This is a genomic window from bacterium (genome assembly GCA_020444325.1).
Classification (GTDB): domain Bacteria; phylum Bacteroidota; class Ignavibacteria; order SZUA-365; family SZUA-365; genus BM516.
In genome coordinates this window covers 246860-273002 of record JAHLLD010000001.1, presented here as the reverse complement: position 1 = coordinate 273002, position 26143 = coordinate 246860, and the positions used below count along the sequence as shown (strand labels likewise).

At 57.8% G+C, this 26143-nt stretch carries 18 protein-coding genes; 12 read left to right on the top strand and 6 right to left on the bottom strand.

Going from position 1 to position 26143, the window contains the following annotated elements; translation table 11 throughout:
* The first annotated feature begins 287 nt into the window (after positions 1-287).
* Complete coding sequence (locus KQI65_01130; GenBank protein MCB2203322.1) at positions 288-1106, top strand: sulfurtransferase; 819 nt, start codon at positions 288-290, stop codon at positions 1104-1106.
* A gap of 21 nt (positions 1107-1127) precedes the next feature.
* Here the strand turns inward: KQI65_01130 and KQI65_01125 are convergent, their stop codons facing one another.
* Complete coding sequence (locus KQI65_01125) at positions 1128-3845, bottom strand: UPF0182 family protein (GenBank protein MCB2203321.1); 2718 nt, start codon at positions 3843-3845, stop codon at positions 1128-1130.
* Between the two features lie 139 nt (positions 3846-3984).
* Between KQI65_01125 and KQI65_01120 the strand changes: the two genes are divergently transcribed.
* Together KQI65_01120 and KQI65_01115 are read left to right on the top strand one after the other, a co-directional pair.
* Positions 3985-5544 (top strand): SEL1-like repeat protein, encoded by a 1560-nt coding sequence (locus KQI65_01120; protein MCB2203320.1) that lies wholly within the window; start codon positions 3985-3987, stop codon positions 5542-5544.
* A 173-nt stretch (positions 5545-5717) separates the two neighbouring features.
* Positions 5718-8405, top strand: coding sequence for a PAS domain S-box protein (locus tag KQI65_01115; GenBank protein MCB2203319.1), 2688 nt, complete (start codon positions 5718-5720; stop codon positions 8403-8405).
* 25 nt (positions 8406-8430) lie between these two features.
* Here KQI65_01115 and KQI65_01110 read toward each other — a convergent pair whose 3' ends face one another.
* The 5 genes from KQI65_01110 to KQI65_01090 all read right to left on the bottom strand — a co-directional run bounded on the left by KQI65_01110 (position 8431) and on the right by KQI65_01090 (position 12667).
* Entirely contained in the window at positions 8431-8814 is a 384-nt protein-coding gene (locus tag KQI65_01110; protein MCB2203318.1) for a DUF309 domain-containing protein, read from the bottom strand.
* A gap of 40 nt (positions 8815-8854) precedes the next feature.
* On the bottom strand, positions 8855-9244 hold the full coding sequence (locus KQI65_01105; protein MCB2203317.1) for a hypothetical protein: 390 nt from the start codon (positions 9242-9244) through the stop codon (positions 8855-8857).
* A gap of 353 nt (positions 9245-9597) precedes the next feature.
* Positions 9598-10407, bottom strand: a complete 810-nt coding sequence (blaOXA, locus tag KQI65_01100; protein MCB2203316.1) for a class D beta-lactamase — start codon at positions 10405-10407, stop codon at positions 9598-9600.
* A 36-nt stretch (positions 10408-10443) separates the two neighbouring features.
* Positions 10444-11490, bottom strand: coding sequence for a dipeptidase (locus tag KQI65_01095; GenBank protein ID MCB2203315.1), 1047 nt, complete (start codon positions 11488-11490; stop codon positions 10444-10446).
* Positions 11491-11494: 4 nt separating this feature from the next.
* Positions 11495-12667: an alanine racemase gene (locus KQI65_01090; GenBank protein ID MCB2203314.1), complete on the bottom strand. Its 1173-nt coding sequence runs from the start codon at positions 12665-12667 to the stop codon at positions 11495-11497.
* 50 nt (positions 12668-12717) lie between these two features.
* On the opposite strand from KQI65_01090, the gene KQI65_01085 reads away from it, so the two are divergent.
* From KQI65_01085 to KQI65_01045, 9 genes are all read left to right on the top strand, one after another.
* Positions 12718-13836 (top strand): mechanosensitive ion channel family protein, encoded by a 1119-nt coding sequence (locus tag KQI65_01085; protein ID MCB2203313.1) that lies wholly within the window; start codon positions 12718-12720, stop codon positions 13834-13836.
* A gap of 12 nt (positions 13837-13848) precedes the next feature.
* Positions 13849-14415 carry an NUDIX hydrolase gene (locus tag KQI65_01080; GenBank protein ID MCB2203312.1) on the top strand — a complete coding sequence of 189 codons (567 nt, stop codon included), beginning with the start codon at positions 13849-13851 and terminating at the stop codon, positions 14413-14415.
* An 84-nt stretch (positions 14416-14499) separates the two neighbouring features.
* Positions 14500-15048: a glutathione peroxidase gene (locus tag KQI65_01075; protein ID MCB2203311.1), complete on the top strand. Its 549-nt coding sequence runs from the start codon at positions 14500-14502 to the stop codon at positions 15046-15048.
* A gap of 37 nt (positions 15049-15085) precedes the next feature.
* Complete coding sequence (locus KQI65_01070) at positions 15086-16609, top strand: AbgT family transporter (protein MCB2203310.1); 1524 nt, start codon at positions 15086-15088, stop codon at positions 16607-16609.
* 148 nt (positions 16610-16757) lie between these two features.
* Positions 16758-17459, top strand: coding sequence for a LysE family translocator (locus KQI65_01065; GenBank protein MCB2203309.1), 702 nt, complete (start codon positions 16758-16760; stop codon positions 17457-17459).
* A 133-nt stretch (positions 17460-17592) separates the two neighbouring features.
* Complete coding sequence (locus tag KQI65_01060) at positions 17593-19194, top strand: glycoside hydrolase (protein MCB2203308.1); 1602 nt, start codon at positions 17593-17595, stop codon at positions 19192-19194.
* Positions 19195-19267: 73 nt separating this feature from the next.
* On the top strand, positions 19268-21514 hold the full coding sequence (locus KQI65_01055) for a PAS domain S-box protein (GenBank protein ID MCB2203307.1): 2247 nt from the start codon (positions 19268-19270) through the stop codon (positions 21512-21514).
* A 33-nt stretch (positions 21515-21547) separates the two neighbouring features.
* Positions 21548-22693, top strand: a complete 1146-nt coding sequence (gene alr, locus KQI65_01050) for an alanine racemase (GenBank protein MCB2203306.1) — start codon at positions 21548-21550, stop codon at positions 22691-22693.
* A 192-nt stretch (positions 22694-22885) separates the two neighbouring features.
* A complete protein-coding gene (locus KQI65_01045) occupies positions 22886-26143 on the top strand; it encodes a PAS domain S-box protein (protein MCB2203305.1) in 3258 nt (1085 codons plus the stop codon).

Sequence of the window (26143 nt, the reverse complement as noted above, 5' to 3'; positions counted from 1 at the left end):
CATCATTGAAAGAAGGGGTCCTTCACATCGCACTTCTTGTTTCTAAACGCTTTAACCACCTGAAATGTTACCGCGATTTAAGGTCACAAATCCATCCATGCATCGGGGAGTGGATAATTTCGGGGTGGATTTGCGGAATTCAGGCTGATTTGCATGGTTCATCCGCAGGCGGCAGGCAATAAAAAAATGGAAAAATCGAAAGATGGAAACATGACCGCGTGAGGTCATATGTCCATTGTTCTATTTTTTTATCTTTCCATACTTCATCCATCACCAGAGGTGCCCGTATGCGTCCGTTGATTACAGTCGACAACCTGATGAAGCTGCAGACCCCCGTCCTGCGGTTGGACTGCCGGTATGACCTGGCAGATCCGGGTGATGGACGCGTGCGCTACGGGAGGGGACATTTGCCGGGCGCTTCGTATGTGTCGCTGGATGACGATCTCTGCGCTCCGCTGCATGAGCATGGCGGCAGGCATCCACTGCCGTCCATCGAGGCCATGACCGTTCTGTTTTCGCGCCTGGGTGTCGAACGAAACGGGACGCATGTCGTGGTGTATGACGATGAGGGCGGCTGTTATGCTGCGCGACTCTGGTGGATGCTGCGGTATATGGGACATGAGCGCGTGCAGGTGCTCGATGGGGGTTTCAGCGCCTGGCAGACGAACGGGGGCGAGGTGACGAAAGAGGTTCCGGACCGCGTCCCGGCCGCCTTCGAGGCGGATGTGCAGCAGGAAATGCTGGCTTCCCTGAAAGACGTGGTGGAAAAACCGGCGCCGGAACTGCTCATTGACTGCCGGGCGGCAGAGCGTTTTGCCGGGAAGCATGAACCGATTGACCGCGTGGCGGGACATATCCCGGGAGCGTTCAATATGCCGTGGATGGAACTCGTCGGTGAGGATGGCTCCCTGCGTCCCCTCGGTGAACTTTCGGAACTGCTGATCGGGGTGGACGAGCGCAGCATCATGTACTGCGGTTCGGGGGTCACCGCCTGTGTGAATGTACTGGCGGCGGAGCAATCCTCTCTCGGACTGCCCCGCCTCTATGCCGGGGGCTGGAGTGACTGGATCACCTGGCCGGAAAACCCCATCGCCAGGGAGGGCTGATCCGGCGCACCGGGTGGCAGACTACTGTCCGCTTTCCTTCACCAGCTCTTCCAGTGCCGATTTCAGTTTCTCAATTTCCTCACCATAGCGCGCCCAGTCGCCGTCGCGCTGCGCACTGATAGCGTTCTCATAATACTGCATCGCTTCGCGGGAAAGCTCACCCACGGTCAGGGCGGGACCCTCCTGCGTGACGGTGTGTTCTGTACCATCCGCAGAAACTTCCGTAACCTCCTCACCGCGGCTGCGGAAGACACGCCTGAGACTCTGTTCGAGAGTGGGTTCCATGGCCAGGCGATTGTGATATGCGACGATGACGCGCTTGAGCTCCGGCAGTTTTCCGGATGTCGCCTGCAGGTAGACGGGCTGCACGTACAGCACTTCTTTCTTGATCGGGATCACCAGCAGGTTGCCGCGATATACGCTCGAGCCCTGCTGGTTCCACAACGTCAGCTGCTGCGAGATGAGCGGGTCCTGATCGATACGCGCAGCGATCTGCATGGGACCGTAGATCAGCTCCTGTTTGGTGAACTTGTACACCAGCCGTTTCCCGTAATTCTCGCCGTCACTGCGCACACACAGCCACGCGATCATGTTCTCGCGCTTGTTGGGCGTGTAAGGAATCATCTGTATGAATTCTTCCTTTTCCTCTCCCGGCAGCCGCATGATGGCGTAGTAGCTTTCCATTTTCACGACGGACTGCTCCAGCTTTTCATTCGCGATGTTCCAGAGGTCCTCCTTGTTGTAGAATACCTGTGGGTCGGTCATGTGATATGTCGCGTAGATTTCCGACTGGATGTCGAAGAGGTCCTGCGGATAACGCACATGCGCGCGCAGATATTGCGGCATCTTGTCCTGACTCTGGAACAGATCAGGAAAGATGTTGCTGTAGACGCGAATCATCGGATCGCTGTCTTCATTGTACATGTAGAAACGGGTATCCCCGGTGTAGGCATCCACGACCGCCTTGACGGAATTACGGATGTAGTTGAATCCGCCCATCCGCTTGGAATACGGGTACTCGCTGCTGTACGTATAGGCGTCGCAGATCCAGTAAAGCCGTTTGTTGGCCACGACCAGGTACGGGTCTTCATCAAAGTAGAGGAAAGGCGCCAGCTTGCGTATGCGCTCGCTGATGTTACGTCCATACAGGATACGGCTTTCGCTGGATATGTAGCCGGAGATCAGCATGTTGAGATCACCGAAATGCATGGCGAACAGCAGACGCCGGAAAAGCGATCCGATCGAGACGCCGCTCTTTTCCTGGTATGTGGTCATCTGGTTGTTGTCGCCCACCGGGTAATCGAATTCCTCAATGTTTCCCTTGACGATGACGGGGTTGTCGGTTTTTTCGCCGTAATAAATCTCGGGGCGGTCTACCTGGAGCCCATGCTCTGAGATCGGAGGGATATCCTTGATGAAGAATTCCGGGAGTCCCTCCTCGGTGACGACATTGACCGGACTCATCCCCAGTCCGTACCCGTGCGTGAATACCAGGTTTTTGTTCACCCAGGTCTGCGCATTCGTGGGCAGCTTGTTCTGATCAAGTTCGCGTGCACTGAGCATGACCTGGCGGTAGCTGCCATCGGGCAGGCGGTAGCGGTCGATATCAACATCCGGGAAGGTGTAATACAGTCGAATCACCTGCAGCTGATCGAGGGTGCTGGCGAGGGGACGATAGTCCCACAGCATGATATTGCGCACGGTGGCGCTGTCGGCGAGGATGTCTTCATACCCGAGCTGATAGTTCGGGTCAATGCGCTTCTCTTCAATGCTGTTTAGATCGTATGCCGCGCGCGTGTACTCGATGTTGTTCTCAATGAACGGCAGTTCCTTGCTCTGTTCGTTCGGGTCGACGACAAATTTCTGTATCAGTCCGGGAAAGACCGACCCCACCACGATGGCGGCCACGATGTAACCGATGGCGAACTTCCCGAGCAGTTTGAAGTTGCGTTTGAACAGCGTGTAAATCACGATGACGCCGGTGAGCACGGAAAGAATGGTCATGATCCATGCCGCGGGCAGCTGCGCGTTGACATCGGAATACCCGGCACCGAAAAAACTGGAAGAGCGGGAGGAAAAGAGGATGTCGAAACGTGACAGCCAGAAATTCAGGCCGATCAGCAGCATGAGAATGCCGATGAGCACGGCGAGATGTTTGCGCGCGCCGGCGGAAATGGAGATGCGACCAACGGCGAAGGACACACCCTGCCGCACAACGTATACGACAACGGTCGCGATAATCATCAATACCACGCTGCCGATGAGCCAGGATTTCACGGCGTTGATGAAAGGAAGCTCGAACATATAGAAGGAAACATCATGTCCGAAAATCGGGTCAGCGACGGCAAAGCCCTCGCTGTTGAAAAACGAGAGCATCTCCATCCAGTTCCCGCTGAGCATGCTCGCCATGATGAAGGCCAGGAACAGGCTGCCGCCGTACGCCAGCCATTTGATTGCTTTCCCGAAGCCTTCAACGAATTTCTGTATTCGCGGGTCCAACGTGAGATTGGATTCCGATCGCAGCGCAATGCTGAGATTGAGATTCATCACGAAAAGGAAGAAGGTGAAACCCGCCAGCCAGAGCGAATACTGTGCACTGTAGGTTTTCCAGAACACCTCGATATAACCGAGACTGTCGAACCACCACATGTCTGTGATGAAGCTGGAGAAAAGTCCGAGAATGATAATGATGCCGATGAAAAGTGCAGCGGCGATCCCGAGTGTTCGTCTGGCTTTCATGTCAAAAAGGATTGATGGAGAAACATATGCCGAAATCTAGCGTTTGTGGCGTCCAAAGGCAATGCGGCAGCAGAAGTGGTCCGCGCCGCAGCAAGCCTTTGGGATTGGATAATTGCACCTGCAGCGCTAACATGCCCACATGAATATGCGCAGCGCTGCCAAAATGCTCCTGCTCTGCATCGTGGTTTTGCCCCTGCGCGTGCAGCCGCTGCATGCGCAGAGGGATCGCACGTATCCGCAGTCACCCGTATTCCGCAATTACAATCCGCGGAAGGAGCAACGGGATGATCGCGGCGAGGGACTCCGTCAGCAGATCAACATTTTCCTGCTCGAGCGTGATGCGGCGAACGGCGATCCCCTGGCGCAGCAGGAACTCGGTGTACGCTATCTGACAGGCAGGGGGGTGGATGCCGATACCGTGAAAAGTGGCGAATGGTTGCGGCTCGCCGCGTCGCAGGGACTGATATCCTCCATGTACAACTATGCCCTGCTGCGGAATAATGGCTGGGGCGTCGAGTGGAATCCATTCGACGCCTACCGCATGTTCCTCGCCGCGGCGGAAGCGGGCATGCCGGAAGCGCAGTATGTCGTCGGTATTTTTCACACCGACGATCTCGTGCTGAAGAGGGACTGGGAACGCGCGTACCACTGGATTGTGCTGGCGGAAGAAGCGGGATATGAACCCGCGGTGCGCGCGAAGGCAGAGATATTGCGACGGGGACATATCCACCTGCAGCCGGATTCAACCGTGGACCTGGCGGCGACTGAAAAGCAGCAGCAGGACGATGCGCCTCAAGAGGACTGGGCCCCGGTGCTGCTCGATTTCAGCCAGGAACGCACTGCTTCCATCATCCCCACATCGCAGCTGCTGGGAGAATTTCTTGCGTCCATTCCAATGTCTGCGCAGGATTCGGTGCGTTTCACGGCGCTGCTCAACGGCGACGCGGCTCCCTCCACCGTAGCGCAGCTCAACCGCATGGCCCGCTATGGCAATCCGGAAGCGATGGTGCTGCTCGCGCGTCTGCTCACCGAAAACCGGCAGCTTACCGGCAGCACGCTGCAGGCGGCTGGCATGCTTGTGACGGCGTTGTACCTCGAGTCGGGACGCGCTGGTGCCGTGCTCGTCGATCTGCTTCGTACTTCCACGCTGCAGCAGCAGCTCCCGCAGCTGGCCTATGGCGACGATCCCGAAGCGCAGTACGTGTGGGCGACGCTGCGGGCGCTTGAACTGGATATGCGACTGGCTCCTTCGCAGGCACTCGACATGCTGAGGCGCGCCGCAGCCTCAGGACATCAGAAAGCACTTGTGCAGCTCGGCCTCTGTTATGCGTCGGGACGATGGGTGGATCGCGATGGGCGGGCAGCCATCCGGTATTACGAGGAAGCGTCCGCGCTCGACGACATGGGAGCGCGCGTACGTCTCGCCTCAGCGGTTATCCTGGGGAAGAGTGAAGCAATGACGCTGCATGAAGCATTGGACATCTGTGATCAAGCGGTCCGTCTGGGCAGCATCGTTGCGGAGGTGACACTTGCCGCCAGCTATGAGCGGGGAATAGGGCGCAGTGCGAACACCGGCATCGCCGTGCACATGTATCGTGACGGTGCCATTCGCGGGTCGCGCACCGCCTTCGCTGCACTCCGCCGCCTGCATGAAGAACGTCGTCCCGACGACCCTCTTTTCCGGCGCAGCGATCTCTGACTGACCGTTCAGTCGTTTCCTGCACTTCCCGCCGGGAAACACTGCCGTCGAGTACGACGGTGTTCCAGTGTTTCTGGGGAATACCATATTATATTCCATAGAATTGCGGAAACTGCCGTTTCATTCCACACAGCGCTGTAGTATTTTCCAAGTCAATGGATAAATAGCCCGGTATGGAAACAGACCAGTACCAGATACTTCTTGTCGAAGAGCGCGATGCTGATGCCCAGCTCATCGAGGAAGCACTGCTGCAGTGTTCCCTCCCCTGTGTCGTGACGCATACGCGTCGGCTCTCGGACGCGCTCGCGCAGTCGCAGACAACAGTGTTCGATGTCGTGATGATGGACCTTTTCCTCAGCGACAGCCAGGGGCTCGACACCTTCGTCGCAATGCGCAGCAACGCACCTGAAGTGCCCATGATACTGCTGGCGGATGCTGACGGCATTGAGATGACGGCGGAGGCTGCAAAAAAAGGTGCGGAAGATCTGCTGCACAAGGATGAGATAAGTCCGGCTATCCTTGGGAAAACGCTCACGCACGCCATTGAGCGCAAACGGCATGAACTCGAGCTGCAGCGGCAGAAGGAGTTTTATGAAAACCTTCTGCACGATGCGAACGTGTGGGTCGAGGCGCTCGACAGGAAGGGAAATGTCATTCTCTGGAACCGCGGCGCGGAACGTATTACCGGGTATGCCGCAGGTAAGCTGTTGCGGAACCGCAGACGCTGGGAACTGCTGTATCCTGATCCCGCCGTGCGCGAGCACATGCTCGAGCAGTTTCAGCTGCTGATCGCCGAGGATCAGAATCTTTCCGACATGGAAACCGAGATTCAGACGGCGGCAGGCGAGCGCCGTATTGTTTCATGGAATTCGAATATCATCAGGGGACAGAAAGGGCAGACGGTCGGCTGCATGTTCGTGGGGAACGATGTGACCGAGCGCCGGGCGTCCGAACAGCAGATTTCCCGCAGCGAAGACCGTTTCCGCATCCTGGCGGATCTCACCAGTGACTATGTCTATTCTTCCGGCGTCAACGAGGCGGGGGATATCATTACGGAGTGGGTGGAAGGTGCGTTCCAGCAGATTACGGGATTTGAGCCGGAGGAAATCATCGGGCTCCCGGGGATCTGGCATGATCTTCTGCACCCGGGCGACAGGAAACAGATGGAAACGTTTCTCGACCGGTTGCGCGTCGGTGAACCTGTTACCTTCGAGTACCGCATACGATCGAAGCACGGACGAACGGTATGGCTGCGCGATCATGTCTCCGCGGTATGGGACAGTGGCGGGAAAATTGTCGGCATGCACGGTGCGGTGCAGGATATATCGCAGCAGCGCGATGCGGAAGAATCCCTGCTGAAAGAGCAGGAAAAACTGCGCGGTATCATCGAGAACGCCGCCGACGGCATCATGCTGATGGACGAAAATGCGCGCGTGATTGAATGGAGTCCGGCAATGGTACGCATCACCGGCATCCCGCGCGATGAGGCCATCGGCAGCTACTACTGGGATATCCAGGCCCGGCTGGCGCTGCCCGAAGACCATGCCGCCTACGATGTGCGCGAACAGACGCGGCAGCTCATCGAGGAATATCTTGTGACAGAACAATCGAACTGGATCAACAAGCTCTCGGACCGCTGGATCCTGCGATCGGATGGCGAACGCCGCTACATTGAAATGGCATCTTTCCCGGTGCGGAGTTCACAGGGACTGCTCACCGGCAGTGTCACGCGCGATATCACCGAGGTCAAACTCGCAGAGATGGATCTTGCGGAGAAGAACCGCCAGCTGCAGACCCTGATTCAGGCCATTCCCGACATGGTGTATTTCAAGGACGATCATCTGCACAACATCATCGCAAACGAGGCATTCGCCAGCTGGCTCGGGAAGAGCATCGGGCAGGTCGTGGGGAAACAGGACAGTGATCTGCTCCCGGATGAACTCGCCGTGTCACGTGAAGAAAACGACCGGCACGTGCTCGAAAGCGGTCGTCCCCGACGCAGGGAGGAAGTTTCCCGAAGCAGCAAGGACGGCGGCATACAGTATTTCGACACTGTTCGCGTCCCCTTGAAAAACGCTGACGGGAAGGCCTCAGGGCTCGTCGGCGTCAGCCGCGACATCACCGAACGCAAGGTTGCGGAACTGCTGCTCGAAGAGCAGAACAGGGAACTCAAGGAAAGGAACCAGGAACTCGATACCTACACGCATTCCGTCGCGCATGATCTGAAAAACCCGCTCAGCCTCATCCTGGGCTATGCGGAGATGGTGCAGACGGAAGGTGAGGAACTCGACGTGGAGGAGATTCGCGAGTACATGGGGAATATCCTCTTCAATGGACGCAAGATGATTTCCATCATCAACGCGCTGCTGCTGCTCGCCAGTGTTCGCAAAGAGGAGATCGCCACGGAATTTCTTGATATGCGGCAGATCGTGGATGATGCGATACGGCGCATGCAGAAACTCGCCAACGAGTCAGACGTCAGCCTGATCCTCCCCGATACCTGGATCAATGCGGTCGGTTTCCCGGCATGGATTGAGGAAGTGTGGGTTAACTACATCGGGAACGCCATCAAGCATGGCGGAAAAGGTGTGACTGTGGAAATCGGCATGGAAAGGGAAGGCTCCATGGTCCGGTATTTCGTGCGGGACAATGGCCAGGGAATTGCAGAAGAGCATTTCAACGATCTTTTCCTTCCCTTCACCCGGCTCTCCCAGGCGAAAACGGAGGGACACGGACTCGGTCTCTCCATCGTGCGGCGTATCGTGGAAAAGCTTGGCGGCGTCGTGGATGTGTCATCCAAGCTCGGGGTGGGGAGCACGTTTTCATTTACACTGCCTGGGGATTTCCCGGCGGAGCAATAGTACGTGGGGATTACGGCTCGCGTGGTCAGACCGAGGGGTTGTCGGACCGCATCCTGAGCAGGCAGATCAGATCTTCCGAAAATCGTTCACGCTGATGCACGGCGAACAGTCGCAATGCGGCGATATCCATCTGCATCAGCCATGGGGGCATGACGGCGAATTTGCTTGCGGCCTTGGTGAACTGATTTCTTGCGCCCTTGTACCGGCCGATGCGTTTGAGATGCAGTGCAGAGGCCAGCTGAATCAGCGCACGCAGAAAAATTTCTGCATCGTCTTCCGCTCCGTCACCCATCGGCAGCCAGGCCGCCTCCCAGGCCTCATGCGCATGCCAGTAGAGTCCCTCATTGAACAGCGCGACGCCATGAAGAAAATCACGTCGCTGCGCATCGCTGAATTGCGGATCGCGCAGGGACGTGATTTCTTCAACGTCACGTTTTCTCGGCGGCACCTTAGTTACCCGGGTCCGCCACGACCTCACGCTGCCTGCGTGCGTCGATGAACGATTTGATCGCAAAAATGACGAATGCGAGCGTCAGCAGCGCCATGATACTCTGCATGGCCGTGGCCAGGGGACGCGCAACGTCATTCCCGCCCAGCATGTCAATAAGGGAACCGAGTCCGCGGGCAGACCCCGCAAAACCGATCAACGCCAGCAGCGTAATGGCATGCATCATGTGTTTACGCAGATTTTCCTTGCGTGCCAGCAGTCCCAGCACAAAAATGGGAATGCCGAAAAATGCGGGAATCAGGGCGGTGACGCTCTCGCCGCCTGAGAGTCCATACCCCAGAACGCCAAGAGCAGTAAGTACCACGCCAAGCGTGATGGAAAACAGAACCATTGTATACTCCGGAAGTCAGTTTCTAATGTACTTCGATACCGTATACAAACATGAAACCGCCCCCGAAGGTTCATTGTGCCGCTTCGCGGCGTTTTTGCCGCTTCGCGGCGTTCTTGCCGCTTCGCGACGTTCTTGCCGCTTCGCGGCGTTCTTGCCGCTTCGCGGCGTTCTTGCCGCTTCGCGGCGTATTATCGATACACCTGCGCGAAGTCCCGCGGAGCGGGACGTAGCGCAAAGAACTCGCCGCAGGCGAAACACCTCGCCGCAGGCGAAACACCTGCGCGCAGCGCAAACACCTCGCCGCAGGCGAAACACCTCGCCGCAGGCGAAACACCTCGCCGCAGGCGAAACACCTACATTAGTCCGCGGGCGGTGAGGATGTCGCGGAGGACGGTATGGCGGAGGCTGGCGATTTGCTTGAGTGTGATGTCGGGGGATTCGATGTTCAGTGCGTAGCAGTATTTCGTGCCGCCGCTTTCGATGAAGCCGACCAGCCAGCCCACCCAGGCCTCGCCGTTTTTCCCGAGTCCGGTTTTCCCGGACAGGATGTAGTTATCGCCGCGTTCGAGTACCATGAGCCGCTTGACGGTGCGCTGTACGTCGGCTGCGAAGGGCAGCGTTTCGGCATCGAGCCTGCGCAGCATCGCAATCTGTTCTTCGGCAGAGATGAGCAGTCCACCATCCAGCCAGAAGCGATCAATACCGCCGGCGGTGCTCATATTCCCGTAATTGCTTTTCGCGAGGTATTGATCCATGCGCTCCTGTCCGATGCGGCGTGCAAGCTCCTGGTAAAACCAGACGCAGGAGCGCTGAAAGGCATGCTCCATATCCTGGTCCTGGTTCCACGACTTGATCCAGTGCTCGGTGCCGTCCCACGGTAGAATTTCTTCCGTACTCTCGACTGCGCCGGTTTCCAGCGCAATCATCGAATTCACGATTTTGAAGGTGGATGCCGGAATAAACCGCTGTCCGCAGCGTTCGGCGTTCAGGCGGAAGCAGTCGTCGCTGCCGATGGGACAGAGAACGAAGCAGCCCTCAACCTCATACTTCCTGAACACCTCTTCTGGATCTCCCTGTGCCTTATCCGCAGCAAATAGAGGCTGAGGAGATAGGGTGCAGACAAACAGTATTGTGGAAAACAGCAGGAGCATTCTTGATTTCATTTGTCAATTCCCTTTGTGTCCTGGTGACTTCGTGTTTTAGTGCCCACCAGATAATATCCGCCCGTACAACCGAAGCGCATTCCCCCCGACAATACCCGTGAGTTCATCGTCACTGAAGCCGCGGCGGGCGAGTGCGTCGATAAACACGGGGAGCCTGTCGACGGATTCCGCTCCATGGATAAAGGTGAGCAGGTCATCGGGGAGATTGTCCCTTCGCAGCCATTTGCTCATGGCGTCCATGTAATAATCGGCGTAATCCGGTCCGAGGGCGAGGCATTGCGGACCGATAAGTTCGGCGATATGCACGGCATGATCGGCGAGGCGGTCGGGTGTTGCCAGGCTGCGGTCTTCATCGATGAACATGCCGAGGAAGTTGAGTCCGATAACCCCTTCACGCGCACCGATGAGACGAATCTGCTCGTCCGTCAGATTCCGGCGATGGGGACAGAGTGCGCGGGCGTTGCTGTGCGAGACGAGGGGTGGCAGGCCGTAATGTTCGAGCGCGTCGAAGAAGGATGGGTCCGACAGGTGCACGAGGTCGAGTATCATATGCAGATTCTGCATTTCCCGAACTACGGAGCGGCCGAAATTCGAGAGTCCACCCGGTGCGGGCTCGCTGCAGCCGTCCGCCGCGAGATTGCGCTCATTGTGCGTGAGGATGACGGCGCGGACTCCGGCGCTGTGCATCAGGCGCAGGGCTGCAATATCCTCGATGCAGCGGATGCCCTCGAATGCGAGCATGAAACTCCAACCCTCCCGCTTCTCTGCACGAAGGAGGTCTTCACTGCCGAGTACGAGATGGAAATCGTCATGCGCCGCGATCTGTCGGCATGTTTCATCGATAATGCCGCGGACGAGGCGTGCGTCCCAGAGCTTGAGTACATCAATATCGAAATCTCCGCCCACGGTGAGGACTTCCATGCTGACGCCTCCCGCCTGCAGACGCGGCAGGTGCTCTTCAAACAGTGCGTCGCGCCGACCCTCCTCTGCTGCGCGGAACAGTTCAATCGCGTAGTCGGAATGGATATCGATGACGGGATGCCGGGAGATGAGCGAAAGGACGCGATCGGATATCTGCGTCATGATGCTACCGGGTTTGTGAAACGGATGGTGTATCGGAATCCTCCGCAGGGAAGCTGGCGGGGAATGGAAGACCGGCCAGATGATCCACCGCGTTGCCGCTCAGCGCGCGATATCCCCGCATGCACTCGGCGGTGAGGCAGGAATGAACGGGCAGAATCGCCAGCAGCGCTCCGACATGCAGCAGATCGAGTATCTCACCTGTACTGTGGATGATACCATGCTCCTGTGACAGCCGTATGACGCGCGTTCCGGGCAGCGGAGGCGACCAGCCATCGTCCGTCAGCAGTACGACCTGTCCGAAATGCTGTCCCTCTTCATCGTGGCCAGCCTCGCGCGAAAGATGGACGGCGCCACCAAACACCACGATCTCATTGCGTTCGGGGTGCAGGGCCACGACGGGGACCGCAAGCGCCACCGCAATGTCCGCTGCTTCGCAGACGCCGAGCTGCTGCTGCATGACGTCGAAAAACACGAAGTTGCCGGGACGGATCTCGTCAATGCCATCGAAATCCTCAGCGATCGAACATCCCGGCGTATCGCCGACGGAGACATAGAGGGCGGGATACCTGTCACGCAGCGCGCGTGCGCAGTCAAGCAGGCGGTCACGGGTACGCGTGAAATTTTCCCGCATCTCCGTGACGCTGTGCGCATGGTAATTTTCTCCGCCATGCGCGAGGAGTCCAACGAGCGCGAGCGAGTCGCAGCGGTCAATTTCCCCGGCGACCTTATGCAGTTTCTGCATATTTCCGTGCGCAATGCCCGTCCTGCCATACCCGGCGTCGATTTTCAGCACCACCTCGACCCGGTGCCGGAGCTGCGAACAGAGCGCGCGGACGCTTTCCGCCGATTCCACAAGCAGCTGCAGGCGCACGCGTGCGGCGAGACGGTTGATCGCCGGCAGCTCGCGCAGGTTTACCGGGAAGGCGATCGTGATATCCTCCCAGCCGTCGCCGGCGAAATACTCCGCCATCCGAACCGAAGAAACAGCAATGCTGCGCACGCCTTCGGCGCGGAACAGGCGTCCGACATGCAGGGATTGATGGGTTTTGAAATGGGGACGGAAACGGCACTGGCCGGCACGGGCTTTTTCCGCCATGCGCCGGATATTCCGGCGGCACACTGCTTCATCGAGAAGCAGTGTCGGTGTACGGATACTGTCGTACGGCATTGTGCCCACGGAATTTCCTATATTACGGGTGGAACTGTCACAACCAGCTGCTGCTCTTAATGAACATACTCGAGTTTCTTCTCGGAGATACAGCACTATCAATTCTGCTTTCGGCCCTGCTCATCATCGTACTCGGTGTGGTGGCGGGGAAGCTGCTCAAGCTGCTGCTGGGACTGTTCAGCAGCAAAATAACAAAAAAAACACGCTCCACGCTCGACGATCTGCTCGTCGGCGTCCTCACCGACAACAGCGTGCCGCTGTTTGCACTGCTGACGTCGTACTGGGTGCTGAAATGGACGCACGGCATGTTCCCGGAAGAGGATGTGCTGCTGCGCAAGGGACTGTTCCTGATCTATCAGGGCGTCTACGTGGTCGCGGCATTGTATGTCGCCTATTTCATGACGAAAATCGTCGATGCCGTCGTACGCTGGTATCTGCATGAGGTCGCAAGCAAAACCCGGACGCATCTCGATGACGAGCTCGCGCCGCTGGCCAATCGCGTCCTGAAAGTGCTCGTCTACCTTCTTGCCCTGATCATTATTCTCAACCATTTCAAGCAGGATATCAGCACGCTCGTTGTCTCGCTCGGAGTCGGTTCCCTCGCCATCGCGCTCGCGGCGCAGGAAACGCTGGCGAACATGATTGCCGGCTTCGTGCTCATGATCGATCGTCCTTTTCGCATCGGCGACCGCATCAGGCTGCCGGACGGCACCATCGGCAACGTGAAGGAAATCGGCATACGCTCGACACGTGTGATCGACGATTACCAGGTCATGATTATCACGCCGAATGCGGAAATCGTGAAAAGTCAGATCATGAACTTTTCCTACCCCAACGACATCGTGCGCTTCGAGGTCCCTTTCGGCGTGGCCTATGGCACGAATCTGATGGAGATGCGGCGTATCGTGCTCGAGCGCATCAACAGGGAAGAGGACATCGTCGAAGCCGACACGACGGAAGTGCGTATCATGGAAATGGGCGATTCTTCGATGAACGCCATCCTTCTGTGCAAAATCCGGAATCCGAACGATATCCCGCGAAGGAAGAGTGACCTGCTGCTGATCATTTACAACACGCTCTATGAGCACAATATCGAAATCCCCTTCCCGCAGCGTGTCCTGCACCTGGCCCCGGCTCTGCAGAAGCTGATGGAAGAGAAAAAACGCCTGTCGGACTAACGGAAGCACTCCATGAACGGACCCTTTACCGTCACGAAACATGATGTCATGTATGACGGACGCGTGTTTACCATCGAACGTGACGAGGTACGCCATCACAGCGGATATGAAAGCGTGCGCGAAGTTGTGCGGCACAACGGCGGCGCCGTGGTCGTGCCGCTGTATGCAAACGGAGATGTGCTGCTGATCCGCCAGTACCGGTATCCCATCGACGAAGAGATCATTGAACTCCCCGCCGGCAAGCTTGATGAGGGAGAGGATCCTGCAGTATGCGCCGCCCGCGAGCTGCGGGAAGAAACCGGCTGCAGCGCCGGAAGCATCAGCAAGCTGACTGCCATGCTGACGACACCCGGGTTCTGCAGCGAGGTGCTGCATATCTACCTGGCGGAGCAGCTGAGCGAGGGAACGCAGCAGTTGGAACAGGGGGAAGAGAGTATTGCCCTTCTGCGCATTCCCCTGCGCGAGGCGCTGGCAATGTGTGCCGACGGACGCATCCGTGATGGGAAAACCGTCACCGGGCTTGCGCTCGCCGCATTGCGGAGCGGCATGATGCCGCTGTCAGAGGAGTCCGGATCGTAAAACCCGGATGTGGGAACGGGGAGGCCCTCGCGATGTGTTTTTCCTGCATTGCAAACACAGAATTCATCACACGGTGACGCAGCAATGAGATCCATTCTTACGACCCTTTTTCTATTTATAACCATCATGACCGCCATGCATGCTCAGGATGCGCAAAACGTCTACGACTTTACGATGACGACGATTGACGGTGAGGAAAAAGCCCTATCCGATTACAGGGGCGACGTTCTGCTGATCGTCAATACCGCGTCAAAATGCGGGTTCACGCCGCAGTATGAAGGATTGCAGGAACTCAACGAACGCTATGCCGACAGGGGACTGCATGTGCTCGGATTTCCCGCGAATAATTTCGGGGGACAGGAGCCTGGCAGCGATGCACAGATCCAGGAATTCTGTTCGACCACGTATCATGTCACGTTTGATATGTTCAGCAAGATTTCCGTTGCCGGTGAAGACAAGCATCCGCTCTACGCATACCTGACCGGCGCCACGGATTTCCCGGGCGAAATCAAGTGGAACTTCACCAAGTTCCTCGTTGACCGCGAGGGCAGGGTCGTTGCCCGCTTCGAGACGAAAGTCGATCCTCTCGACGAAGCCGTAACCGCCGCCATCGAGCATGCGCTCGGTGAATAACACCGCACAGATTCATTTCCCATAACCATCGGTGCCGATGTCTGTAAAGAAACGCTCCCTGTTCAGCCGATCTCTCGATGTCGTCGAGAAAGTAGGCAACGCTCTTCCCCACCCCGCCACCATTTTTGCCCTTCTTGCTTTCCTGGTCGTCATTGCGTCCGCCATTGCGGCGGCGCTCGGACTGACTGCCGTGCACCCCGGTACCGGGGAAAGCATCAGTGTGCGCAGTCTTCTCACCGGTGAAGGCATCCGCTGGATGTTCGAAAATGTCGAACACAATTTCGTCGCTTTTCCACCACTCGGACTCGTGCTGGTCGCCATGATCGGTATCGGCGTCGCGGAGGGATCAGGACTGATCAGCGTCCTCATCCGTGCACTGGTGCTCAAAGCGCCACGGCGCCTGATCACCATGGCGCTGGTTGCCGCCGGGGTGCTCAGTCACCTCGCCTCGGAAGCGGGATACGTAGTGTTGATTCCCCTCGGTGCGGTGATTTTCCTCGCCCTCGGACGGCATCCCATGGCCGGACTCGCCGCGGCTTTCGCCGGTGTGAGCGGGGGCTTCGCTGCAAACTTCCTGATCGGCAGTGTCGATCCGGTGCTGGCGGGACTCACACAGACGGCAGCACATATCATCGATCCGAGCGTCAAGATCAACGTGGCCGTCAATTTCTACTTCATGTTCGTTTCCGCCATCATGGTCGTGATCGTGGGTACGTTCGTGACCGAAAAGATCGTCGAGCCACGACTCGGCAGCTACAGCGGGACGGAACAATCGATGGAGCTGGAGACGCTCACACCGACAGAGCGCCGCGGCATCATCTGGTCGCTGCTGTCGGTGCTGCTTGTACTTACCGCGTTCGCGGTGACCGTGATTCCGGAAAACGGGCTGCTGCGCGCCGCAGGCGTCGAAATGCTCCATTCCTCCTTTTTCGAGGGAATGATTACCGCCATCATGATATTTTTCCTTATCCCGGGCATGGTGTACGGGTATGTGACGGGCTCGATTCGTTCGGATAAGGACGGTATCAAGCAGATGATCAGTTCGATGAGCCACATGGCGACGTATATCGTGCTGGTGTTTTTCGCGGCGCAGTTCGTGTACTACTTCGGTTACAGTAATCTCGGACTGATTATTGCGATCGAGGGAGCGAGTTTCCTCGGAAACATCGGACTGACCGGTATCCCGCTCATGCTGGCATTTATTGTGGTCAGTGCATTCATCAACATGTTCATGGGGTCGGCCTCCGCGAAGTGGGCCATCATGGCACCGGTATTCGTCCCGATGTTCATGCTGCTCGGTTACCATCCCGCGCTCACGCAGATGGTGTTCCGCATCGGCGATTCCCTGACCAATGTCATCACCCCGATGATGTCATATTTTGCGCTCATCGTAGCGTTTGCCGAGAAATATGACGAAGACTACGGTATCGGCACCATTATTTCCACCATGTTGCCGTATTCCATCGTGTTCGGATTGTTCTGGACGCTGCTGCTGATCGCATGGATGCTGCTCGGCCTCCCCGTGGGTCCCGACGGTCCCCTGCACTACACGGCAGGATAAAAAACAGTATCTTTCACAGTTCCCCGGTGGCGTAGCGTGCGCTGTTCAGCACATAACGCCACCGGGCAGCTTTTTGATCGAGTGACGCTTTTTCTTAGTTTCCTCCGTTACGCGCGGCCACAACAGATCGCCCACTGACCTTTTCTGCATGGAATATCTTGTTACACTGCTCTCCGGGATCTTCGTCGGGATACTTATAACCGTCCCTCTCGGTCCCACCTCCATTTACGTGGCACATCGCACACTCGAAGGTGAAACCCGGCGTGGAATCCTGGTTGCCGTGGGCGCGGTTATCGTTGACGTTTTCTACTGTCTCATCATTACGATGGGACTCATTTCCCTGATACATCCGTATCTGCAGAATCCCGTCGTTCAGAGCATATTCTCGGTGTTTCTCGTCGGCTACGGCGTGAAGATGATCTGGTTCCGCAAGGGATCGACCAAAGGCGACAGCGATGATGACGATGATGACGTCGAGGTGGAGGAAGTCGCCGAACGGCAGGCGTCGCGTTTCAAGCTTTCGAAGAAGCACTATGGCGGCGTGCTGATCGGCATTTCGATGACGCTGGCCAATCCCACGCTGTTCTTTTCCTGGGTGGCCCTCCTGAGCTTCGTGACAGCCCACGGCCTGCTGATTGACAGCACGGTGCACAAGCTGCTGTTTTCGCTGTCGGTCGGACTGGGCAGCATGATGTGGTTCCTCGTTCTGGCCTTCTTCGTACGCAGCAGGAGGCATATCATTTCGGAACGCTTCATCCAGCGGGCATCCCTTATTACTGCCCTTGTTATCATAGGCTTTGGAGTGTATTTTACCGTTGTGATTTTTCAGCAACTCAACGGGACTACCTGAAAATCACGACAAGAATTTCTCCTCGACGACATTGACAGGCACGACAGTCTCTCCTTCACCTCCCGGAGACTGTACTTACATTTTTCACCGATTCCGGCTGCTCGAGGCCGGATCCTATTCGTAGAATACCCATATGATGTGGACCAGGCTGCTTTTGATCTGCGGCATGGTGCTCGCGGGAATTCCCGTGACTGCGCAGGTGCAGAACGTCCGGCTCAACCGTGAAGGTGCGGATCCGGAGGAAGTGACCATTGCCATCAATCCCACCAACCCGGATAATATCATCGCGGGCGCCAACCTCGCGTATTATTTCTACAGCATGGATGGTGGAGAAAACTGGACGCAGTCGACGCTGCCGTCAGGCACCTGGGGTGACCCCTGCGTGCTGTTCGACCGGACCGGCCGCGCCTACATCGCAAACCTGGTCTATGGCTGGGATGCCATCATCGTTCGCCGCAGTGACGACGGCGGCGCCACCTGGTCCGATCCCGTCAAGCTTTTCGGTCCGAGCTCCGACAGCGCGCGTGCAGGCAGCCTGTACCGATCGAGTCTGCAGGACAAGGAATGGCTGGCTACGGATCTCAGTGATGGTCCCTTCGGCGGATACATCTATGCTGCGTGGACCGACTTCACGAAATACGGCAGCCAGGATCCACGTGACAGCAGCGTTATCGTGTTCGCACGGTCGACCGATCGTGGCGTGAGTTTCGAGCCGTATGTGCGCGTGAGCGACAGCGCCGGGAATGCCATCGACAGCGATGAGACCATGGAAGGCGCCGTTCCCGCCGTCGGACCCGATGGCACGGTATACCTCGCATGGGCCGGTCCACGGGGCATTTACTTCGATCGCTCCACGGACGCGGGTGAGACCTGGGGCGAAGACCGTATCATTGCGGATCAGCCGGGAGGCTGGGATTTCGGTATCTCGGGTATCTCGCGCAGTAACGGATTGCCGATAACACTGGCGGATGTTTCCGAGGCGCCCACACGAGGGACGGTGTATGTCAACTGGATTGACATCCGCAACGGCGATCCCGACGTCTTTATCATGTACTCCACCGATGGAGGTGAAACATGGTCCGACCCCGTGCGCGTGAACGACGATGCGGTCGGGAACGGAAAGTCACAGTTTTTCACCTGGGCCACGGTGGATCCGGTTACCGGCGAGCTGTCTGTTGTCTACTATGACCGCCGCCGCTACGAAAGCGATTCCACCGATGTGTACCTGGCGCGATCTGTTGATGGTGGCCGCAGCTTCACGAATCAGCGGATCAGCACGGCAGCGTTTCTGCCGACGCCGTTCGTGTTCTTCGGTGATTACAACGGCATCGCGGCATACAATGGGCGTATTCGTCCCATATGGACCAAGCTCGATCAGGGGCAGCTCAGTGTGCATACCGCGCTGATCGATCCGGAGCCCTCCGCCGTGCAGGATGCGCATGCGCGCGTCAGCTCTCTCGAACTGCGGATGTTCCCGCAGCCGTTGACGGCGGCCAGCGGGACCGAAATACATGTTTCCTGCGATCTTCCCGTGCGCGGAAGGCTGCAGCTGCGCCTCTACGATATGATGGGCAGAGAATGCGCACAGCTTTACGATGAAATTTCCAATCCAGGAGCACATACCGTGCACTGGAATGCTGCTGCCCTGCGTCCCGGCGTATACCTGCTTCGGGCTGCGCTTGGCGACGGGAGTGAAGGGTTCAGTGCGACAGCCATGCTGACCGTGCTGCGATAATCCCTGACAGCCGTCCGTGTCCCTCGTACGGCAGCTGCTGTGTTCCATGACGAGGTCTTTCCAGAGGTTTGCCATGAGTGATATATCGAAACTGACAAAAGCGGAACTGATTGCCGAGGTCGAACGCCTCCGTGAGATGTACGAACAGTGCAGCGACGCCGCCGGAAACGGCAAGTTCGACGAGGATGAGTTGTTCGAACTGGCGGGTGATGCCGAAGGCGACGAACTGTTCCTGGTATCGGAAACCGGTCGTTTCGTTTTCGTCAACGACATCATGCTCGGTCAGCTGGGCTACAGCCGGGAGGAACTGCTCGGCAACTCCCTGCCGCGCATCGATCAGCTCAATTCCCGCGCACAGTGGCTCGGAAGGGTCTCGAATCTCAAGCAATCGGATAATCCCGACGTGTTTGAAAGTGAACTGGTTGCGCAGGACGGCAGCATTGCCTACAGGGAAGTCACCGCCCGGTATCTGCAGTATCGTTCACGCAAATATGTGCTGTGTGTGGGACGCGAACTCGCGCAGGAAGAAGAAGACATCGTACCCAAGGATGTGAAGTCGCGGGAAGAGACACTGACGCAGATGACGTCGGATGGTGTCATGATTGTCGATACACGCGGCAATATCACGCAGACCAATGCCGTGGCCGACAGGCTGCTCGGCGTATCCAAGAACGAAGTGATCGGCAGAAGCTGCACGGATACGCGCTGGCGCCTGGTTGACGCCGCCGGTTCACCGCTCGGCATTGCCGATCATCCCGTCATGATCTCGCTGGTGGAGGAGCAGCAGGTGTTCAATCGCCGTGTCGACATGCTGAACCACGACGGGACGCGTCGTTCCATGCTCGTCAACGCCGCTCCGCTTTACGACGCGGAGGGCGAACTCGTCGGCGCGCTCGGCTGCATTCGTGCCTTTGACGACAGCGCCGAGCGGGGCGATCAGCTGCAGCGGCAGCGCAAGCTGCAGGCGATGGAGCGCGATGCGATGAAACTGATCATGCACGGCGGTTCCGAAGCCGATCTCGAACGGCGCTTCTGTCAGCTTCTCGTCAAACACGGCGACTATCCGCTGGTCTGGCGCAGCGTGACAGAGGAAAAGGACGAACGGCTGCATCTCTCAACCAGTGCCGGTGTCGAAAGCGATTACCTGATGAAAGTGAAAATCCGCTATGACGACTCGGAGCACGGACGGGGTCCCCTCGGCCAGGCCATGAAAACCGGGGAAGCGGTCGCGGTTGCCGATACGCTCGTGGATCCCACGTACGAGCCCTGGCGCAAACAGGCGGAGCGAAGCAATCTGCATTCGCTGTTTGCCATTCCCCTCAAGTACGACGGAAAGAACTACGGTCTGCTCACCGTATACGCGCGGGATCGCAACCACTTTGTCGGACCCGAACGCGATACGCTTACGATTACCGCCGGACTGCTTTCCTACGGTATCGCCATGCGCAAACAGCAGGAAGAAGCCGATGCAATGGCCGAGGAGCGCATACTCGAACAGAAAATGCTTGCCGCCGTGCGCGACAGGGTGCCCGCTGCCGTTGCCATCTTCGATGAAAGCGATCCCTTCCGCTGTATCTCGGCCAGCGGCGCCATCGACCAGCTGGTGGATGAGCCCTACAAGTCGAGCGGCATCGAGGGATATCACATGACAGACTTCATGTACGCGATCTATCATCGCGACCTGTATCAGCAGCTGCACGAAGCGGTATCCGCCGATGAGGCGATCGGTGAGGAAGATGCCGTTTTCACGGACTGGCAGGGCGAGGAAATGCGCTGGACCTGGAGCCTGGAGAAAATCCCTGCCGCGGGTGGCGGACAGAAGCTCCTGTACATCGCCGTCCGCAATGATCAGGAAGCCGCCCCGTCGCAGGATCCCGCCCCGTCGCAGGATCCCGCTATGGATACGGCTTCGCCTGCTGTCACTCCTGCTGCGCAGGCAGCGGCATCCTCGACCGCGGAGACATTCACCGATGCGGACATCGACAACGACAGTCTCATGCTCATGCTGGAATTCCCGGTGATCGGTCCGCGGGCCAAAATGGAAACGCGTCTCAAGCGCTTCTTCGACGAAGGTATCGTACTCAACGCCAATGCCGCGGCCATGCAGTGCCTGGGCGTGGACCCCGATGACGATGTCTCCAGCGTTTCCACATATTTCGGTGACGAAGCGTACGAAGAATTCCTGACCGCCGTGCTCACCGGCAAAGAGAGCGGGATGCGTCTTTCGCTGCCCTGCGATGACGGGAGTGCGCGTGAATGTGTCGCGTTTTTTGCGACGGAAGGGAAGGTCCGACAGCTGGTCATGCTGGCGGAGGCCTGATCCGTATGCCCATGTCCAGGAGACAGATAACCGATGGATAGTCTCTTCGACGACGGCTCCATTGCGCTGCGACCCACGGTGATCGACGTGGATCTTGACGCGCTGCGCGGAAATGTCGCACGCGTTCGTCAGCACGTTGGTGCAACGCGCATCATGGGAACGGTGAAGGCGAATGCGTACGGTCATGGACTCATACGCACCGCGAAGGAGTTGCTGGCGTTCGGCGTTGATGAACTCGGTGTGGCCTTCCTGGAGGAAGGCATTGCATTGCGCCGCGCGGGGATTACCGCGCCCGTGCTGGTGCTCGGGGGAATTATCGGGAACCAGATTTCACACTTTATCGAATACGATTTACAGATCACGGCCTCATCGGTGTTCAAACTTCGTCAGATCGACGAGACAGCACGTGAGATGGGCCGCCGTGCCAGCGTGCATCTGAAAGTCGATACAGGCATGGGCCGTATCGGCATCCGGCATGAGAACGCGCATCAACTGTTCGATGCCGTGCAGGAAGCGCAGCACACGGATCTCCGCGGTGTGTACTCGCATTTTGCCTCGTCGCATGATCCCGATATGACCTTTACCCGCCTGCAGCTCGGGCGTTTCCTGGAGACGCTGGAGTATTTCCCCGCACATGGACTCCCCATGCCCGTGCGGCATATCGCGAATTCCGGAGCGGTGCTGCAGCATGAGGATGCCTGGCTCGACATGGTGCGTCCGGGAATCATGCTCTACGGCGTCTACCCCGGTCCCGAGGTCCGCCACAGCGTGAAGCTCGAACCCGTGCTCTCGATGCATACGCGCGTCGTGTTTTTCAAAGTTGTACGCGCCGGTCATTCCATCGGCTATGATCATACGTGGACCGCGCCGTGCGACACGCGCGTCGTGACTCTTCCGGTGGGGTATGGCGACGGATTTCCGCGCAGCCTTTCAAACAAGGGTGCTGTGCTCATCAACGGGAAGCGCTATCCGATCGTGGGACGCATTTCCATGGACCAGTGCATGGTCGATATCGGCATGGATTCCGCCTACAATGGCGATGAGGCGGTGCTCATCGGAAAACAGGGAGACGCCCGTATCACTGTCGAAGAGCTCGCCGAACACTGCGACACCATCCCGTATGAAATCCTGACCACGATTAATACCCGCGTCCCCCGTCGCTACACAGGTGGCGAATAGCGCGGCTGGCGAATAGCGCAGCTGGCGTATAGCCCAGCTGGCGAATAGCCCTGCAGGCGCAGTCGTGCGACGTACTCCACCTTGTGAACGTATGTTGAATCCCGTATACTTGATGCTGTGTTCCGTGTCTCGTTCGACCGCTTCAGGGCGGCGTTTCGGGGCACGATGACGGTATTTCTTGCAGGAGCCTTGATGGAGACCGTTTCTGTACTGCTGCTCGAAGATCATGAGGGGGAAGCTCGGCTGAATCAGCGGCTGCTCGAGCGCTCACACACTACCGAATTCCATTTTTCCGGAGCGCGGACGCTCGACGAAGCTGTCACGATTCTCCAGGAGCAGAGCTTTGATGTGCTGCTGCTCGATCTGAATCTTCCCGACAGTCGCGGCATCGAGACCTTTGACCGCATCCACGCGATCGCGCCTTCACTTCCCGTGGTGATTATTTCCGCCGTTGCCGACGATGCACTGGCCGTGCGCTGCATCCGGCACGGGGCGCAGGATTACCTCGTCAAGGGGAATATCACGAGTGAAATCATGACGCGTGTCGTCCGCTACGCGATGGCACGCAGCAGGCAGGTGGCCGTGCGGAGTCCGCTCAGCTCAGACCGCCCCATTCCCCCAGGCGCCTCTTTCCTCGTCGACGGTGATGGACTCATACATAATTCCGAACAGCTCGACATGCTGCTCGAATCCGTTTCCACGCAGAGCCGTTCCCTGTTCAACGTGGTGACCGAGGAGCAGCGCAGCATGGTCGAATCGATGCACGCAAGAGTGCTCAATCAGGGACTCGCAGAGACCATGCTGGTAACGCTGCGCCAGGGCGAAGATACCCACGCGGGGAGCATGCTGCTCATGCTGGCACCCTTCGAAGGGGAGCTGCCAGGCATGCTCGTGGGGGGATTTCTGCCGACGCATCCATCACTGCAAATGGACGAACATCCGGATGAGAAATATCGCGCCCTGGTCGAGCACAGCCAGGATGGGGTATTCATCGTGATGGAAGGGAACATTGTGTTCGCCAACCAGATGCTGGCCGACATCAGCGGCTATGCGCACGATGAAATGCTGCACACGCCGATCGAGCGCTTCGTCGCCCCGGAAGACCGGAACAATGTGCTCGAGCACTACCGCGGACGCCTGGCGGGTGAGGAAATGCCTGAAGCATATGAATTCACGCTGCTGCAGAAATCCGGCGCACGGCGCAAGGTGCAGATCAACGTGGGCCGCATCCCGCTGGGTGACAGGATGGCAGTTATGGGGACGCTGAAAGATATCTCCGAAAAACGACGCAATGCGTATTTCATGCAGGTGCAGCATCAGCTGGCAGTCGACCTCGCCTATGCCGCCGACATGGAAGTGATGTTCGAGCACATCGTCCGGGCACTTCTGCGCATTGAAAGCATCGATGCAGCCGGACTGTATCTGCGTGAAGGGAAAGCCGGTGTGTATACACTCGTACACAGTCGCGGTGTTCAGGATCCCATCACCAAACTGCAGGAGAATGAGGAATTCACTTCCGTGCATGCGCAGATCGTTCGCGAGAGCGTCACGCGCTATTTCGACGACACCTCGCTGTCGACATTGCCAGCCGCAGGCGTTCTGCGGGATCAGGGTGTGCGCTGTATGGGTATCCTGCCGATCACGCACGGGGGCAAGGTGGTGGCAGCTGTCGACATCGTGTCACTGACATATGAGGATTTTGTGACCGACGTGCGGCGTACGGCGCAATCGATCGCATCGTATGTGGGCGGGGTGCTGAGCAGGCTGTCAACGGAAGAAGCGCTTCGCGACAGCGAACTGCTGTATCGTGCCGTGGTCGAAAAAAGTCACGACGCCATTTTTATTCATCAGGACGACAGGCTGATGTTCGCCAACGAGCGCACCTGCGAACTGACGGGATACCGCCGTGAAGAACTGGCGGAGATGAATGCCTGGTCGCTGATTCATCCCGAGGACAGAAAACGCATCCAGGAAATCTCGGCGGCGCGGCGCGAAGATATTTCGGGTCCCATCGTTTATGAGGGACGCGTGCTGACGCGAAACGGAACCATACGTGCGGGGGAATTCGCGGCGACCATCATTCGCTACGAGGGTAAGCCCGCGGCTCTGGTTACGGTGCGTGATGTGACATCCCGCAAATCGCATGAGGAGGAAGTGCGCCGCAGCGACACCCTGCTGCGCTCCGCCGGTTTCGCCGCCGCACGTTTCCTGCAGTCCGCCGCCTGGGAAGATTCCATTCTCGAAGTACTCGGCCATTTTGGCGATGCCGCGAATGTCTGCCGTGTGCTGCTGATGCAGAACCGGGAGGATGAAAACGGTGTGACCCGCCGGTATCAGCGAAACGTGTGGGTGCGCCGGGAAATGCAGGACAGCGTACTCGACCGTATCCCCGACGGACAGTCGTGGGAGGAGATGCCGTACGCACGCTGGGCGGAGGAGCTTGCACAGGGACGCAGCATCGCGTCGGTAGTCGACGATCTGCCGCAGGAAGAACAGATGACGCTCGCCCGTCAGAACGTCCGCAGTACGGCCATGGTCCCGGTCTTCTCCGGAGGTACCTGGTGGGGCTTTTTGCGCTTCGATGAATGCCGCCTGCGCAGAAGCTGGCTGCGTTCTGAAATCGATGCCATGCTCGTCTGTGCGCAGACGCTCGGAGCGGCCGTCCATCGGCAGCAGGCCGAAGAGGAATTGATTGCCGAGAAAGAGCGCGCCGAGCGCGCCGATGAGATCAAGCAGGCCTTTATCGCCAACATGTCGCATGAAGTGCGCACGCCACTCAATATCATTCTCGGATACCTCGCGCTGGTGATGGAGCTGAGTAATGACGAGTCTGATGAGGATACCAGGGATTTCCTGCGCGCCATCGAGGATGCGAGTCAGCGGCTCATTCGTACCGTCGATTCGATCATGAACATCTCGCGCTTCCAGGCGAGCGATATATCCCTGCAGAAACAATCCATCCGTCTCGACAAGCTCGTGGGCAGCTGCCTCGACCGATTCGAGAATGCCGTACGGGAAAAGGGATTGCAGCTTGAGTTTCATAATCACTGCTCTGACAGTGAGATCCTCGCCGATCAGCACTACCTGGCGGAGTCTATCGATCATCTCATAGACAACGCGGTGAAATTCACCCCCATCGGCAGCGTACAGCTGCTGCTGGAGGATGGTGAAACCGGCGGTCCGCGGCTCGTGGTGCGTGATACCGGCATCGGTATCAGCGAAGACTTCCTCGAACGCATGTACGATCCGTATGTGCAGGAAGATATCGGATTTGACCGAAGCTACGAGGGGGTTGGACTTGGATTGACGCTCGTGAAACTGTATCTCGAAGCGCACGGCGCCCAGATAACCGTTGAAAGTGAGAAGGGAAAAGGCAGTACCTTCACCGTTGACTTCCCTTCCGCCCGGAAACCGGAGGAATCCGAGACACGTTCGACTTATTCAGCCTGA